Genomic DNA, 14,944 nt, shown 5'->3' with positions numbered 1-14,944 from the left:
ACCGGCGAGCGGGTTCAGCCTGGCGCTGGTCCCCGTCCTCCTGCTGCTGGCGGGCGACCTGCGTGCGCGGACGTCCCGGGCAGGCGCACGGGGCTCAGCGGCGCCGGTAGGTGAGGTGCCGGAACCGGAGCCCCGATGACGACGTCGTCCACCCGGTCGACGAGGTGACCGTCCACTCGGGGCCGATCTCGGGGGCGAACACGTCGCCCTCGACCTCCGTGTTGATCTCGGACACCTCCAGCGCGTCGGCGACCGGGAGCGCCTCGCTGTAGACCTGCGAGCCGCCGATGACCCAGATCTCGTCGCCGCCCGGTGCGTCGGCCGCGATCTGGAGCGCCTCGCCGATGGTCGCTGCCGGGACCGCGTCGGCGTCCGGCACGCCGTACGGGCCGCGCGAGGAGACGACGATGTTGGTGCGGCCGGGCAGCGGGCGCTTGGGCAGCGACTCCCAGGTGAGCCGGCCCATCACGACCGGGTGTCCCGCCGTGGTGCGCTTGAAGTGGGCGAAGTCCTCGGGGACGCGCCAGGGGATGTCGCCGCCCGCACCGATCACCGGCCGGCCGGCTCCGTCACGTGCCTGTGCCCAGATGAGTCCGATCATCAGACGGCGATCGGTGCCTTGATGGTGGGGTGCGAGACGTAACCGAGCACCTCGACGTCCTCGAACTCGTAGTCGAAGATCGACTCCCGTGGTGCGAGCCGCAGCGAGGGATACGGGTACGGGTCGCGCTCGAGCTGCGTGCGCACCTGCTCCACGTGGTTGTCGTAGATGTGGCAGTCACCACCGGTCCACACGAACTCCCCGACCTCGAGCCCGGTCTGCGCCGCGACCATCTGCGTGAGCAGGGCGTAGGAGGCGATGTTGAACGGCACCCCGAGGAACAGGTCCGCCGATCGCTGGTACAGCTGGCAGCTGAGCTTGCCGTCGGCGACGTAGAACTGGAACAGGGCGTGGCACGGCGGCAGGGCCATGTCGTCCACCTCGGCCGGGTTCCACGCCGTCACGATGTGCCGCCGCGAGTCCGGGTCGGTGCGGATCTGCTCGACCACCTTCGCGATCTGGTCCACCTGCCCGCCGTCGGGCGTGGGCCAGGAGCGCCACTGGACGCCGTAGACGGGGCCGAGCTCGCCCGACTCGTCGGCCCAGTCGTCCCAGATCTTGACCCCGCGCTCCTGCAGCCAACGGACGTTGGAGTCACCACGGAGGAACCACAGCAGCTCGTACACCACCGACTTGAGGTGCACCTTCTTGGTGGTGATCAGCGGAAAGCCCTCGGCCAGGTCGTACCGGATCTGCCGCCCGAACACGCTGCGCGTCCCCGTGCCGGTCCGGTCGCCCTTGTGGGTCCCGTTCTCGAGCACGTCGCGCAGCAGGTCCTCGTACGGGGTGGCGATCTCGGTCATGCGACAACCCTACGTCGAGCGTCCCGGTGGACCGGATGGCACGCGAGCCGACGTCGGGCCATCAGTTCTGCTTCGCCCGGAACTGCTTGAGCTGGTCGCCGCGGCGCCGGTACAGCACGCTCATGGTCACGATCACCGCCGCGACGACACCCCCGATCACCGCGCCCCACGCGGTCCCGCCGCGGAACGCCGGCCCGTCGACGTCGAGGATCCGTTCGCCGGCGTGGGCCGCGGACGACGTGCCCAGCGCGATCCCGAGCGTGAGGAGGTTCGGGATCGCGAACAGCACGGCCAGCACGACGAAGCCGAGCCGGAGCTGCCACGACCGCCTCGGCAGCGCCGCCTGCGCGAGGAACAGGACCGGGACCACCGTGAACACCGCCCCGGTCACGATGCCCCACCAGGCACCGGCGGCGAACGACCCGTCCACCGCGTTGCCGATGACCTGCGCCCACCAGCGCGGCAGGAAGGCCGACAGGAACAGGTAGAGCAGCCAGACCACGACGATCACGGCGACGACGCCGAGCACCCGCTTCAGGGCATCGCGCCAGCTCGGCCTCCACCGCGCGCCGGCCGGGGGCGGGCCGGCCGGGGGCGGGCCGGAGGGCGTCGGGCCGGCCGGGGATGTGCCCCCGGGCGGTGGGCCGGCCGCCTCAGGCTTGTCGCTCGGGTTCTGCGCCATGAGCAGATCGTCGCAGCGCCGGCGCCACCCTGCGCGGCGAACGGGAACGTCACAGGCCGCGTTCGCGTTGTGCACTAGTCCGACCGACCGGGACGCGCGGGGCCTCGCTCCGTGACCGTGTCGGTGACCAGTGGAAGGATGATCCTCATGACGGAGCAGACCACCACCCCGAGCGCCACGAGCGCAGCAACCCCCTCGCCCACGGACCCGCTCTGGGTGGAGCGCAACGGCATACGCACCTACACGGGCTTCTCGGCCCGCGGCGCGCGCGTCGACATCGGCCCCGCCGATGCGGGTGCCGTGTTCACGCCGGGTGAGCTGCTGAAGATCGCGCTCGCCGCGTGCGCGGGGATGAGCAGCGACAGGGCGTTCGCACGCCGGCTCGGCGACGACTACAAGACCACCATCCGGGTCGAGGACCCGAAGGACATGGCCGAGGACCGGTACCCGGTGCTCACGGAGAAGTTCGAGATCGACCTGTCCATGCTCGACGACGAGGACCGCGAGAAGCTCCTCACCATCGCGCAGCGGTCGATCGACAAGACATGCACGGTGGGCCGCACGCTCAAGGCGGGCGCCCAGGTCCCGGACGCGCAGTTCGAGCAGCCGACGGAGGGCTGACATGGCCGATGACAAGAAGCTGACGGCGCGAGGCCCCGACGACCGGTCGGCACCGGGCGACGCGGTGCTCAAGCCGGACAACTCTCTCGAGGTAACGCCCGCAGACTGGGTCAACTACAAGCCGGAGAGCCCGCTGGACCACCTGGTCGGCAGGGCCGTCACCATCCCGTCCGCGACCATCCACAAGCATGTGGACAAGGTGCGGGCACGTAACCCCGACGCCAGCCCGGCGGAGGTCATCCGGCTCCTGGAGAAGGAGTACCTGCGGGTGATCCAGACCACGGGCACCGCCGTCGGCGCGGCCGCGGCGATCCCTGCCGTGGGCACGGCAGCGAGCGTGGCACTGTCCACGAGCGACGTGGCGACGTTCTTCGCGTCGTCCGCCGCGTTCTCCCTCGCGGTGGCGGACGTGCACGGCATCGATGTCCAGGACGTGCCGCGCCGCCGGGCGCTGCTCCTGGCCACGGTGCTCGGCGACCAGGGCGCGCAGGACGTCGAGAACGCCATCGGCGGCTCGGGCGTGGCATGGGGCAAGGTGCTGCTCACGAGCATGCCGCGCACCACCCTGCACCGCGTCAACAAGGCGCTCACCCACCGGTTCATCCAGAAGCAGGTGGCCAAGCAGGGCAGCCTGATGCTGGGCCGCATCCTGCCGTTCGGCGTCGGCGCGGTCGTCGGCTGGGTCGGTGCGCGCGCGCTCGGGCACACGGTGATCGGACAGTCCCGTATCGCGTTCGGCGCTCCCCCGGAGAACTTCCCGCGCGTCATCGAGCACAAGTAGGCGCCGCCGGGCAGCCCATATATGCACTTGCTCGGCGGGATCCTGGGACCCGCTCTAGGCTGCGGGGCATGGCGGACACGACGCACGGCGCACTCGCCCCGACGTACCATCCACTGCCGATCACGATCGCGCGGGCTCACGGTACGCATGTATGGGACACGGACGGCAACGAGTTCCTCGACTTCCTGTCGGGCTACTCGGCCCTGAACTTCGGGCACCTGCACCAAGGCCTGGTCGCGGCGGCGATGACGCAGCTGCGCCAGGTCACGCTCACGTCCCGTGCGTTCGACCATGACCGGCTGGAGGAGTTCGCGCAGCGGCTCGTCGAGGTGGTGGGGCCGTTGACCACCGGTGGCGAGGACAGCCTCGTGGTGCCGATGAACACCGGCGCGGAAGCCGTGGAGACCGCGATCAAGGCGGTCCGCAAGTGGGGCTACGACGTGCGCGGCGTGCCTGAGGACCAGGCGACGGTCATCGTCGCCGCCGGCAACTTCCACGGCCGCACCACCACGCTCGCCGGCCTCTCGGACCACCCGACCACGCGGGACGGGTTCGGGCCCTTCGCGCCGGGCTTCCGGCAGGTCCCGTTCGGCGATCTGAACGCGGTGGCCGACGCCGTGGACGACACCACGGTGGCCGTCCTCATGGAGCCGGTGCAGGGCGAGGCAGGGGTCGTGGTCCCGCCGGAGGAGTTCTGGCCTGGCCTGCGCGAGCTCACCACGACGCAGGACATCGCCCTCGTCGCCGACGAGGTCCAGTCCGGGCTCGGCCGCACCGGCACCACCCTCGCCTGCGAGCTCTGGGACGTGCAGCCCGACCTGGTCTGTCTGGGCAAGGCGCTCGGCGGCGGGATCGTCCCCGTCTCCGCGGTGGTCGGCAAGCCCGAGATCCTCGGCGTCCTGACCGCCGGCACGCACGGTTCGACGTTCGGCGGCAACCCGCTGGCGTGCGCGGTCGGCGTCGCGGCGCTCGACCTGCTCTCGACGGGGCAGTACCAGGCCAGGGCCGCGGCGTCGGGCAAGGTGCTCGCGGAACGGCTCGACGCGCTCGTCGAACGGGGCCTGCTGACGGAGGCCCGCACGGTCGGGCTGTGGGCCGGCATCGACCTGGACCCCGCGCTCGGTACCGGGCGCGAGCTCTGCGAGGCGCTGCTGGAGCGCGGGGTGCTCGCCAAGGAAGCGCGCACCGAGACGATCCGGCTGTCACCGCCCCTGTCGATCGTCCAGCCCGAGCTGGAGATGGCGCTGGACATCCTCGAGGAGTCCCTGGTCGCACTCCGTGGCGAGCGCTCGGCCGCGGCCTCGAACGAGGCGGCGAACGCGGCGACGGTCGCTGCTGCGGACACCACATCTGGCGAGGAGACCTCCGGCGAGGAGTCGTCCGGCGAGGAGACCTCCGCCGTGGCGGACGCCGCCTTCGGCGACGAGCCCGCCGATGACCTGGGCGAAGACCTCGGCACGGCCGACGACGCCCCCGCGGGCACGGCCGACGTCGCCGACATCGAGGCCGCCGCGGAAGGCAAGGACGAGCGCTCCGAACTGTCACCGACCGCCGGCTGAGCGTAGGCTCCCGGGGGTGACCACTACGACGTCGTCCCACACCACCGCAACGCTCCCCGCCCTCCACGAGCTGCAGCAGGCCTACGCCGAGCTTCAGGCCAAGGGGCTGAAGCTCGACCTGACGCGCGGCAAGCCGTCGGCCGAGCAGCTCGATCTCGCCGAGCCCATGCTGGCCCTGCCCGGAGTGGGCGTCCACGCCGACGAGACGGGCACGGACGCCCGCAACTACGGCGGGCTCGACGGCGGACCGGCGATCCGGCGCATCTTCGCCGAGCTGCTCGACGTGCCGGTCGAGCAGCTCCTCGCGGGTGGCAACGCGTCGCTCACGCTCATGCACGACGTCGTCGCGTTCGCCGAGCTGTTCGGCTTCCCCGAGTCGCCGAAGCCGTGGGCGCGCGAGGAGAAGGTGCGCTGGATCTGCCCCGTGCCGGGCTACGACCGCCACTTCACGATCTGCGAGTCCCTCGGCATCGAGATGGTCCCCGTCCCGATGACACCGGACGGCCCGGACGCCGAGGCCGTGGCCGCGCTCGTCGCGTCGGACCCCACCATCAAGGGCATGTGGGTCGTCCCCACCTACTCGAACCCGGACGGCGCGGTGATCGCCGACGACGTCGCCCGTGCACTGGTCTCGATGCCCACTGCGGCACCGGACTTCCGCATCATGTGGGACAACGCGTACGCGGTGCACCACCTGACCGACGACGAGGTGACCAGCCCGAACGCCATCGCCCTCGCGGCCGAGGCGGGCAACCCCGACCGGGTGATCCTGTTCGCCTCCACGTCCAAGGTCACGTTCGCGGGCTCGGGCGTCGCGTTCCTCGGTAGCTCACCCGCCAACATCGCCTGGTACAAGAAGCACCTGTCGGCGGCGTCCATCGGCCCGGACAAGCTCAACCACCTGCGGCACGCGATGTTCTTCGGCTCGGCCGACGGTGTGCGCGAGCACATGCGCAAGCACCGCGCCATCCTGGCGCCGAAGTTCGAGGCAGTGGTGCAGATCCTGACCGAGCGCCTGGGCGGGTACGGCGTCGCGTCGTGGACCGAGCCCAAGGGCGGCTACTTCGTGTCGCTCGACGTGACACCGGGCACCGCGTCGCGGGTGGTCCAGCTGGCCAAGGAGGCGGGGATCGCCCTCACGCCGGCGGGCGCCACCCACCCGTACGGCAAGGACCCCGAAAACAAGAACGTGCGCCTCGCGCCGTCGATGCCCCCGCTGGACGAGGTGCGCACGGCGATGGACGGTGTCGCGACCTGCGTGCTGCTCGCGGCCGCCGAAGCCACCTCACCGAAGTAGAACCACCGCGAGGTAGTCATCTGGCGAGGTAGTCGCCCAGCGGCGATCGGGTGACTACCTCGCCAGATGACTACCTCGGCGGTCAGTCCGTGCAGTGCTTGTTGACCACGAGTACCGGGCACGCCGCGTGGTGGAGCACCGCCTGGCTCGTGGAGCCCAGCAACAGCCCCCGGAATCCGCCCCGGCCGCGCGAACCCAGGACCACCAGGTCCGACGCCGTCGAGAACTCCGTCAGCAGCTCCGCACCGGTACCGTCCAGCACGATCCGCCGGATCCGCAGGCCGGGGTTCTCCGCCTCGTACCGGTCGACCAGGACGTCCATGCCGGCGCCGATGTCGGCGAGGACCTGCTCGCGGTCGATGTTGGACGGCAGCCATGCCAGCATCCCCGCGTTCCCCACGGGCACGCCGGTGACGGCGGTCAGCTCCGCGCCCCACGCGTTGGCCTGCAGGATCGCGTACTGCAGCGCCCGCTCGGCCTGCGGGGAACCGTCCACGCCCACGACGATGCGGCGCACCTCACGGATCTCGGCCGCACCGGGCGCCACCGCGCTCGTCTCGGTGTCCGCACCGGAGCCCGGCGTGTTCCAGGAGACGCCCCGGTTCGCCTCGGTGCGCAGCGGGACCACGACGACCGGGCAGCGCGCGTGCGCGGGCAGCGCGGACGACACGGTGCCCAGCAGCCGCTCCGTGAACCCACCCTTGCCGCGCGTCCCGACGACCGCGAGCCCGTAGTCACCGGACAGCTCCACGAGCACGCCCGCGGCGTCACCGGTGGCGACCTCCGTGGTGGCGCGCACGCCGGCGTCGGCCACCCGGGCCTCCGCCTCGACCAGGACCGACTTGGCACCTTCCTGGATCGTGGTGTCGTCGAGGGCGGCGTACCCGCCGTCGAGCGACGCCGCGGTGAACGACGGCAGTGAATAGCTGCACACGATGTGCAGCGACCAGCCCACGCGATGCGCGTAGGCGGTAGCCCAGTCCAGCGCATGCAGGCTCGCGGCCGATCCGTCCACCCCGACCAGTACGACCTCGGATCGCGTCATCGCCAGCCCTTTCTTCGGCAGTGCACCATTGCACTCCAACGCTACCGGCGGCGCGCGCGTTATGGGTAACCGGTGGCAAACCGACGACAGAAAGATGGCAAAGCAGAGCGCCCGCCCGATCACCGGGCAGGCGCTCTGCTGTGTGGTCCTGCGTGGGTGTGGTCAGCCCATGCGGATGAAGGTGGGGTTCGACTGCCAGATGGTGCGGAAGTCGACGACGGTGCCCGGCTTGGACGCGTCGATCATGGTGTTGCCACCGGCGTAGATCGAGACGTGGCCGGGGGTCCACATCAGGTCGCCCGGCTGCGCCTCGGACGCCGGCACCTGGGTGCCGTAGCCCGGCTGCGCCGACGACGAGTGCGGCAGGTCGATACCGAGCTGACCGTAGACGTACTGGGTGAAGCCGGAGCAGTCCATGCCGCTCGGGCTGGCACCACCGGAGACGTACGGCACGCCGACGTAGCGGCTCGCGATCGAGATCACGGAGTTGCCGATCGCCGACGCGGGAACGTCGACGGAGGTGGCGGTGGAGACAGTGGCGGCAGCGGCCTCGGCCGCCTCCGCAGCCTCGGCGGCGGCAGCCTCGGCTGCCTTCTCGGCCTCAGCAGCGGCGAGCTCTGCCTGGTAGTCCTCGTTCTCGGCGGCGGAGACCACGGAGACCGCGGTCTTCTCCACGGTGAGCTCTGCGTCGGGGGCGACCGAGACGACCGGCGCGTTGGACAGCGCCTCGCGGGCCTGCGTCGTCAGCGCGTTGAGGTCGACCGAGTTCATCTTCGCGTGGCCGGTCTCGACCGGGGCGGCCTGGGCGGCCATCGCGCCACCGAAGGTCGAGACAAGAAGTGCGCCACCGGCGGCGGCGACCGCGGTGCGGCGTCCGACCGCGGCGTTCTGGGCAAACTCGGTGAGCGGAGTCACTGGTCGTCGCGCCGCCCGATGGCGAGCGCGAGTCGTACGTGCAGTCACGTAGTACCTCTCCTTGTACGCCTTCGAGGTCAGCTGTCGGGTTCGGGTGGGAGAAATCACCCGGCCGTCCCATCCCGAAGAATGATCCGGCTTCACCCCGAGGACGCGCCCTGGCGCCCGTTGGTGGGTCCCCCGCCTCTGTCATGCGGTCGTCTTGGGACCTCGGCCGGTGACAGAGTTCGGCGTCCGTCCGAGGACCCCCACGAATAGCTCCGTGGGAGCGGTCTGAACGTACCGGACCTCACCCTCAATGTCACGTTCCGGCAACGACTGCCACGACGTGTCGGAAGTGCGGCTTCGTCTTTCCGACAAAAGGGACGACTCGGGACGCGCTCGGGACCGTCGCGTCGGGCGCGCTCGGGCGCGCTCGGGCGCGCTCAGGCCGTCGCGACAAAGAGGTGGCGCGCCAGGTCCTCGCCCAGCTCGAGCGCCGTGCTCGAGCCGTCGACGGTGACCGTGTAGGTCCCGTCGCTGTGCTCGGCGGTGATCCGGGAGCCGGGCACCAGCCCTGCCTCGGACAGGCGGGCGAGCAGCTCGATGTCCGTCTGCAGCGGCTCCGCGATGCGGGTGAGCGAGGCCGCGAGCGGCTCGCCCTTGACACCCTTCTTCGCCGCCGCCTCGAACGCCGCGGGCAGCGAGATCACGCCGGTCAGGAACGGCACGTCCGTGTAGGCCTCACCGAGCTCCGACAGGCCGGGGATCGGGTTGCCGTACGGGTCGTGGTGCGGGTGGTCGAGCAGGCCCACCAGGCGCTTCTCGACGAGGTCGCTCATCACGTGCTCCCAGCGGCAGGCCTCGACGTGCACGTGCTCCCAGTCGAGCTTGATCACGTCGGTGAGCAGGCGCTCGGCGAGCCGGTGCTTGCGCATCACGCGCATCGCCTTGTCCTGGCCCAGCTCGGTGAGCTCGAGGTGCCGGTCGCCCGTGACGATCACCAGCCCGTCGCGCTCCATGCGCGCGACCGTCTGCGACACCGTGGGGCCCGAATGCCCCAGGCGTTCCGCGATGCGCGCGCGCAAGGGCGTGATGCCCTCCTCGTCGAGCTCGTAGATCGTCTTGAGGTACATCTCGGTGGTGTCGATCAGATCCGTCACGTCAGCTCCCGTCGTGCGCGCAGCCGCCCGGTCGCCCTGGACACGTGCGGCCCGGGCGTCGGCCCAGGTTCTAGTCTAGTTCTGTGCCACTGACTATCCCGACACAGCTGCTGCCCACCGATGGCCGTTTCGGCTCCGGCCCCTCCAAGGTGCGCCCGGGACAGGTCGATCATCTCGTGGCGAACGCGCACGTGCTGGGAACGTCACACCGGCGCCCCCCGGTGAAGGACCTGGTGCGCCGCATTCGTGAGGGTGTCACGGAGCTGCTCGGCGCGCCCGACGGGTACGAGGTGGCGCTGGGCAACGGTGGCTCCACCGCGTTCTGGGACGTCGCCACGCTGTGCCTCGTGGAGCGCAAGGCGCAGCACGCGGCGTTCGGCGAGTTCGGCGGCAAGTTCGCCACCGCGACGTCGCGCGCCCCGTTCCTCGAGCCGTCCCAGGTGGTCTCGGCGGAGCCGGGCAGCGTCGCCTATCTCGAGGCCGCCGCCGACGTGGACACCTACGCCACCCCGCACAACGAGACCTCCACAGGCGCGATGGCCCCGGTGCTGCGCCCGGCAGGGGCCGACGGCGCCGTCGTGCTCACGGACGCGACGTCCGGGGCCGGCGCCCTGCCCGTCGACCTTGCCCAGACCGACGCCTACTACTTCGCCCCGCAGAAGGCCTTCGCCGCCGACGGCGGGCTGTGGCTCGCCGTCCTCTCCCCCGCCGCCGTAGAGCGGGCCGCGCAGGTCGAGGGCTCGGGGCGCTGGGTGCCGGAGTTCCTGTCGCTCACGACGGCGATCCAGAACTCGCGCCAGGACCAGACGCTCAACACCCCCGCCGTCGCGACGCTCCTCCTCCTCGCCGACCAGGTGGAGTGGCTGATCGCCCAGGGCGGCCTCGAGTGGTCGACGAAGCGCTGCGCGACGTCCGCCGAGATCCTGTACTCCTGGGCCGCGTCCCGGGACTGGGCGGCGCCGTTCGTCGCGCGGCCCGAAGAGCGGTCCACGGTGGTCGGCACCATCGACCTGGCCGAGGAGATCGACGCCGGCCGTGTCATCGAGGAACTGAGCGCCAACGGCGTCCAGGACGTCTTCGCGTACCGGAAGCTGGGGCGCAACCAGATCCGCGTCGGTATGTTTCCCTCGGTCGACCCGGACGACGTCGCAGCACTCACCGCCTGTGTCGACTACGTGGTCGAGGCTGTCTGACCAGCACGATCACGTCCGCAATATCCCTTGGTCGGCGAGTTCAGCCTATTGTCCGAGCCGGGGGGACTCTGTAACGTTTCGGCAACCTAGGGAACCATTCGAGGGGCTGTTCTGACACCATGCCAGTGATCGACCACTTCACATTCGGGATCGTGACGCCGTTGCTGGCGTACGCGATCTCGTGCACCGGCGCAGCGACGGGCCTCGCATGCACGTCTCGCGCCCGAGCAGCCTCGGGCGGCACGCGCGCGGCGTGGCTCGTCTTCGGCGCCATTGCCCTCGGCGGTACCGGCATCTGGGTGATGCACTTCGTCGCCATGCTGGGTTTCTCCGCTTCCAGCGTGAACATCAGGTACGACGTACCCCAGACCCTCCTCAGCGCGGCGATCGCCATCGTCGTGGTGGGTGCGGGCCTCTTCATCACCGAGCTGGGCAAGCGCAAGCTGCCCGCGATGCTCGTCGGCGGCGCCCTCGCGGGCGCCGGCGTCGCGGCCATGCACTACATGGGCATGGAAGCGATGCAGATGTCCGCGGAGGTCGTCTACAACCCGGTCTACGTCGTCGCCTCGGTGATCATCGCCATCGTCGCGGCCACCGCCGCGCTCTGGTGCACCGTGCACATCCGCGGAACTCTCGCCACGATCGTGGCCACGCTAGTGATGGGGCTTGCCGTGACCGGCATGCACTACACCGGCATGGCCGGGGTCTCCGTGATCAATCCGGTCAACAACGTGCCCGCCGGCGCTTCGACGATGCAGCTGCTCGTGCCGCTCGTCATGGCGGTCAGTGTCGTGACCTTCCTGCTCATCCTCGGCATCGGTCTCTGGCCCACCGAGGACGAGCTGCGCACGCAGGCCGAGTTCGAGAACCGGCTCAAGGCGCACAGCGAGCAGGGCCAGCGGTTCGAGAACGTCCAGCAGGACCTGCAGCCGGGTCCCGGTCAGTTCGCGCAGACACACCGCGCGCTCTGACGCTCGGCAGCAGCATCGGCGGAGCGCCCGGCCCCCTCGTGGGGTCGGGCGCTCCGCTGTTCTCCGGGTTGCTGTGTGACCGCACCCACGTACCGTTAGCAAGGCTAATGACCTAGAATGGTGCGGTGTCGAGCTCCCGCAGATCCAGCCGAAGCCCGGCCACCGTCGGCGGCGACCTCCGCGTCGCCCTGACCCGGGTCTCCCGTCGGCTGCGTGCCGAGCGCGGTGAGGCCGACCTCCCCGAGGGCCAGTTCGGGATCCTGACGGTGCTGCACAAGCACGGCGAGATGTCCCCCGGTTCCCTCGCCGAGCACGAGCGCGTTCGGCCGCCGTCGATGACCCGGGCCGTGAACACCCTCGCGGAGCTCGGTCTCGTCGAGAAGGTGGAGCATGCGACGGACCGCCGCCAGGTGGTCGTCCGGCTCACCACCGCCGGCGCACGCGAGGTCGCCGAGACCCGTCGTCGCCGGGACGCCTGGCTCACCAAACAGCTGTCCGCCCTGACCGGAGAGGAGAGAGAGATCCTCGCAGGAGCCAGTGAGCTCCTCATCAGGATCGCCGCTCGATGAGCGCAACTTTCGCCAGCCTGAAGTACCGCAACTACCGCCTCTGGTTCGCCAGCGCTCTCGTCGCCAACATCGGCACCTGGATGCAGCGCGTGGCGCAGGACTGGGTCGTGCTGACCCTGCTGACCAACAACTCCGGTGTCGCCGTCGGTATCGTCACCGCGCTGCAGTTCATCCCCCACATCTTCCTGTCCGCCTGGGCAGGTCTGCTCGCTGACCGTGTCGACCGCCGCAAGCTCCTGATGTTCACGCAGGGCGGCATGGGCGTGCTGGGCCTCGGGCTCGGTGTGCTGGTGCTGTCCGGCGCGGCCGAGCTGTGGCACGTCTACGTGTTCGCGACCCTGCTGGGCATCGTGAGTGCGATCGACGGCCCCGTGCGCCAGACCTTCGTCGCCCAGCTGGTCCCGACCACCCGGCTGGCGAACGCCGTCGGGCTCAACTCGACGAACTTCAACGCCGCGCGGCTCATCGGGCCCGGTGTGGCAGGTCTGCTCATCGCCGCCGTCGGCACCGGATGGGTGTTCATCATCAACGGCATCGCGTTCGGTGCCGTCATCATCTCGCTCACCCGGATGCGCGACCTGCACGCCCTGCCCATCGCCTCGCGCGCCAAGGGGCAGATCCGCGAGGGTCTCGCCTACATCCGCGGCCGCAGCGACATCGTCGTGATCATGGTCGTGATGGGCGTGGTCTCGACGTTCGGCCTGAACTTCCAGCTGACGTCGGCCATGATGGCGCGCGTCGAGTTCGGCCGGGGCGCGAGCGAGTACGGCATCCTCGGGTCGGTCCTCGCGATCGGCTCGCTCGCCGGAGCGCTCCTGGCCGCCCGGCGGGAGCGTCCGCGCGTACGCCTCGTGCTGGGCGCAGCCTTCGCGTTCGCGATCGCCATGGGGATCCAGGCGCTCATGCCGACCTACCTCGGCTACCTGCTGATGTGCATCCCCGTCGGCTTCGCGTCCCTGACCATGCTGACCTCGGCGAACGCCGCGATCCAGCTGTCGGTGGCCCCGGAGCTCCGCGGCCGTGTCATGTCGATCTACGTGATGGTCCTGCTCGGCACCACACCCCTCGGGTCACCAGTGGTGGGCTGGATCGGCGAGACGTTCGGACCCCGGTACGCGGTGCTGGTCGGCGCCGTGGCGACACTGCTGGTGGCCGTGATCGCGACCGTGTGGGCATACCGGACGTGGCACGTGCGTGTGCGCGCCCGGCTCTCCCGCTCGCACCGTATCCCCCGGCCGTACCTCCAGGTGACCTATCCGGACCTGGAGCCGGAGCCGAAGAGCCAGGCCCTGGCGGCCTAGATCCCTACCGCCGAGCGGATCGGGCCCAGCAGGAAGTAGAGGAGGAACAGCACCGCCGCCACCCACAGCAGCGGGTGCACCTTGCCGGCCTTGCCCACGGCGATCTTGAGCAGCACGTACGAGATCACGCCGGCCCCGATGCCCACGGTGATCGAGTACGCGAACGGCATGAGCACCATCGTGAGGAACGCGGGGATCGCCACCTCGAGGTTCTTCCAGTCGATGCCCGTCACCTGGACGACCATGAGGAACCCGACGATCACCAGCGCGGGCGTGGCCGCCTCGTGCGGCACCACGGTGACGAGCGGCGCCAGGAAGGTCGTCAGGAGGAACGCCACACCCGTCGTGACGGCGGCCAGACCGGTGCGGGCGCCGTCGCCCACGCCGGACGCCGACTCGACGTACGCGGTGTTCGAGGAGACCGAGCCGGCGCCGCCCGCCACGGCGGCCAGCGAGTCGACGACCAGGATCTGGGTGGTGCGCGGCGGGTTGCCCTTCTCGTCGAGCAGCCCGGCCTCGCCGCCGATGGCGACCATGGTGCCCATCGTGTCGAAGAAGTCGGCGATGAGGAGCGTGAACACCAGCAGGATGACGGCGATCGGGCCGATCTTCTCGAACGACCCGAACAGCGAGAACTGCCCGATGAGCGAGAAGTCGGGCAGCGCCACCACCTTGTCGGGCAGTGCCGGGACGTTGAGCGACCAGCCTTCCGGGTTGTCGTCGGTGCGGTCGCCGATCTGCGCCACGGCCTCGATGACCACGGCGAGCACGGTCGAGGCCACGATCGCGATGAGGATGCCGCCACGCACCTTGCGCACCATGAGGACGGCGGCCAGCAGCACACCGAACGCGAACACGAACAGCGGCCAGGCCCCGAGCGAGCCGCCCATGCCGAGCTCCGTGGGCGTGGCCAGCGAGGCGGGGATGCGCACGAAGCCGGCGTCGTAGACACCGATGAACGTGATGAACAGGCCGATGCCCACGCTGATCGCGATCTTGAGCTCGCGCGGCACGGCCCGGAACACGGCCTCCCGGAAGCCCGTGACCACCAGGACCAGGATGACCAGGCCCTCCAGCACGACGATGCCCATGGCATCGGCCCAGGTCATGCCCGGCAGGGCCGCCACCGAGAAGGCGACGACGGCGTTCAGGCCGAGCCCCGCCGCGAGCGCCAGCGGGAAGTTCGCGACCACGCCCATGAGGATGGACATGACGCCGGCGACCAGTGCGGTCGCCGCGGCGATGGCCGCGACGTCGCCCACCCCGGTGCCGCCGCCCAGGTACTCACCGGTGCCGTCGGGCACCCTGCCCAGGATGAGCGGGTTCAGCACGACGATGTAGCTCATCGTGAAGAAGGTGACGAGCCCGCCGCGTACCTCCGTCCACACCGTGGACCCGCGTTCGCTGATCTTGAAGAACCGGTCGACGGCGCCGCGCGCCTGGGCCTGGTCGTGAGCCATGGTC

The 14,944-nt window shown here is 70.5% G+C and carries 15 protein-coding genes and 1 riboswitch; of the genes, 8 read left to right on the top strand and 7 right to left on the bottom strand.

Annotation, left to right across the window (positions count from 1 at the left end):
• Nucleotides 1-94: 94 nt before the first annotated feature.
• From LUM46_RS15665 to LUM46_RS15655, 3 genes are all read right to left on the bottom strand, one after another.
• Entirely contained in the window at nt 95-601 is a 507-nt protein-coding gene (locus LUM46_RS15665) for a dihydrofolate reductase (protein ID WP_274995086.1), read from the bottom strand.
• Nucleotides 601-1,404 carry a thymidylate synthase gene (locus LUM46_RS15660; protein WP_274995085.1) on the bottom strand — a complete coding sequence of 268 codons (804 nt, stop codon included), beginning with the start codon at nt 1,402-1,404 and terminating at the stop codon, nt 601-603. The genes LUM46_RS15665 and LUM46_RS15660 overlap by 1 nt, the downstream gene beginning before the upstream one ends.
• A 61-nt stretch (nt 1,405-1,465) precedes the next feature.
• Entirely contained in the window at nt 1,466-2,086 is a 621-nt protein-coding gene (locus LUM46_RS15655) for a hypothetical protein (protein ID WP_274995084.1), read from the bottom strand.
• A gap of 147 nt (nt 2,087-2,233) precedes the next feature.
• Between LUM46_RS15655 and LUM46_RS15650 the strand changes: the two genes are divergently transcribed.
• The 4 genes from LUM46_RS15650 to LUM46_RS15635 all read left to right on the top strand — a co-directional run bounded on the left by LUM46_RS15650 (nt 2,234) and on the right by LUM46_RS15635 (nt 6,344).
• A complete protein-coding gene (locus LUM46_RS15650; RefSeq protein WP_274995083.1) occupies nt 2,234-2,707 on the top strand; it encodes an OsmC family protein in 474 nt (157 codons plus the stop codon).
• A 1-nt stretch (nt 2,708) separates the two neighbouring features.
• Nucleotides 2,709-3,488, top strand: coding sequence for a hypothetical protein (locus tag LUM46_RS15645; protein ID WP_274995082.1), 780 nt, complete (start codon nt 2,709-2,711; stop codon nt 3,486-3,488).
• Nucleotides 3,489-3,556: 68 nt separating this feature from the next.
• On the top strand, nt 3,557-5,047 hold the full coding sequence (gene rocD, locus LUM46_RS15640) for an ornithine--oxo-acid transaminase (RefSeq protein WP_310243065.1): 1,491 nt from the start codon (nt 3,557-3,559) through the stop codon (nt 5,045-5,047).
• 16 nt (nt 5,048-5,063) lie between these two features.
• Nucleotides 5,064-6,344 (top strand): aspartate aminotransferase type Ic, encoded by a 1,281-nt coding sequence (locus LUM46_RS15635; RefSeq protein ID WP_274995081.1) that lies wholly within the window; start codon nt 5,064-5,066, stop codon nt 6,342-6,344.
• A gap of 82 nt (nt 6,345-6,426) precedes the next feature.
• On the opposite strand, the gene LUM46_RS15630 is transcribed toward LUM46_RS15635, so the two are convergent.
• The 3 genes from LUM46_RS15630 to LUM46_RS15620 form a co-directional block, all read right to left on the bottom strand.
• Nucleotides 6,427-7,389, bottom strand: a complete 963-nt coding sequence (locus tag LUM46_RS15630; protein ID WP_274995080.1) for a universal stress protein — start codon at nt 7,387-7,389, stop codon at nt 6,427-6,429.
• Nucleotides 7,390-7,551: 162 nt separating this feature from the next.
• Nucleotides 7,552-8,304, bottom strand: a complete 753-nt coding sequence (locus LUM46_RS15625; RefSeq protein WP_274995078.1) for a C40 family peptidase — start codon at nt 8,302-8,304, stop codon at nt 7,552-7,554.
• A gap of 50 nt (nt 8,305-8,354) precedes the next feature.
• Nucleotides 8,355-8,530, bottom strand: a riboswitch (cyclic di-AMP (ydaO/yuaA leader).
• 199 nt (nt 8,531-8,729) lie between these two features.
• Nucleotides 8,730-9,446: an iron-dependent transcriptional repressor DtxR gene (locus tag LUM46_RS15620; protein ID WP_274995076.1), complete on the bottom strand. Its 717-nt coding sequence runs from the start codon at nt 9,444-9,446 to the stop codon at nt 8,730-8,732.
• Nucleotides 9,447-9,535: 89 nt separating this feature from the next.
• Between LUM46_RS15620 and serC the strand changes: the two genes are divergently transcribed.
• From serC to LUM46_RS15600, 4 genes are all read left to right on the top strand, one after another.
• A complete protein-coding gene (serC, locus tag LUM46_RS15615; protein ID WP_374727016.1) occupies nt 9,536-10,639 on the top strand; it encodes a phosphoserine transaminase in 1,104 nt (367 codons plus the stop codon).
• 119 nt (nt 10,640-10,758) lie between these two features.
• The gene (locus LUM46_RS15610) at nt 10,759-11,610 is read left to right on the top strand and encodes an MHYT domain-containing protein (RefSeq protein ID WP_274995071.1); all 852 of its coding nucleotides are present in this window, start codon (nt 10,759-10,761) and stop codon (nt 11,608-11,610) included.
• A 125-nt stretch (nt 11,611-11,735) separates the two neighbouring features.
• Entirely contained in the window at nt 11,736-12,179 is a 444-nt protein-coding gene (locus LUM46_RS15605; RefSeq protein WP_274995070.1) for a MarR family winged helix-turn-helix transcriptional regulator, read from the top strand.
• Complete coding sequence (locus tag LUM46_RS15600; RefSeq protein WP_274995068.1) at nt 12,176-13,480, top strand: MFS transporter; 1,305 nt, start codon at nt 12,176-12,178, stop codon at nt 13,478-13,480. Before LUM46_RS15605 ends, LUM46_RS15600 begins: the two co-directional genes overlap by 4 nt.
• On the opposite strand, the gene LUM46_RS15595 is transcribed toward LUM46_RS15600, so the two are convergent.
• Entirely contained in the window at nt 13,477-14,940 is a 1,464-nt protein-coding gene (locus LUM46_RS15595; RefSeq protein ID WP_274995067.1) for an NCS2 family permease, read from the bottom strand. The two genes, LUM46_RS15600 and LUM46_RS15595, sit on opposite strands and share 4 nt — an antisense overlap.
• Between the last annotated feature and the right edge of the window lie 4 nt (nt 14,941-14,944).

Origin of the sequence: Promicromonospora iranensis, from assembly GCF_028994805.1 — a bacterium.
GTDB lineage: Bacteria > Actinomycetota > Actinomycetes > Actinomycetales > Cellulomonadaceae > Promicromonospora > Promicromonospora iranensis.
Note: the sequence above shows the minus strand (reverse complement) of the source record. Positions and strands in the feature narration are given on the sequence as shown.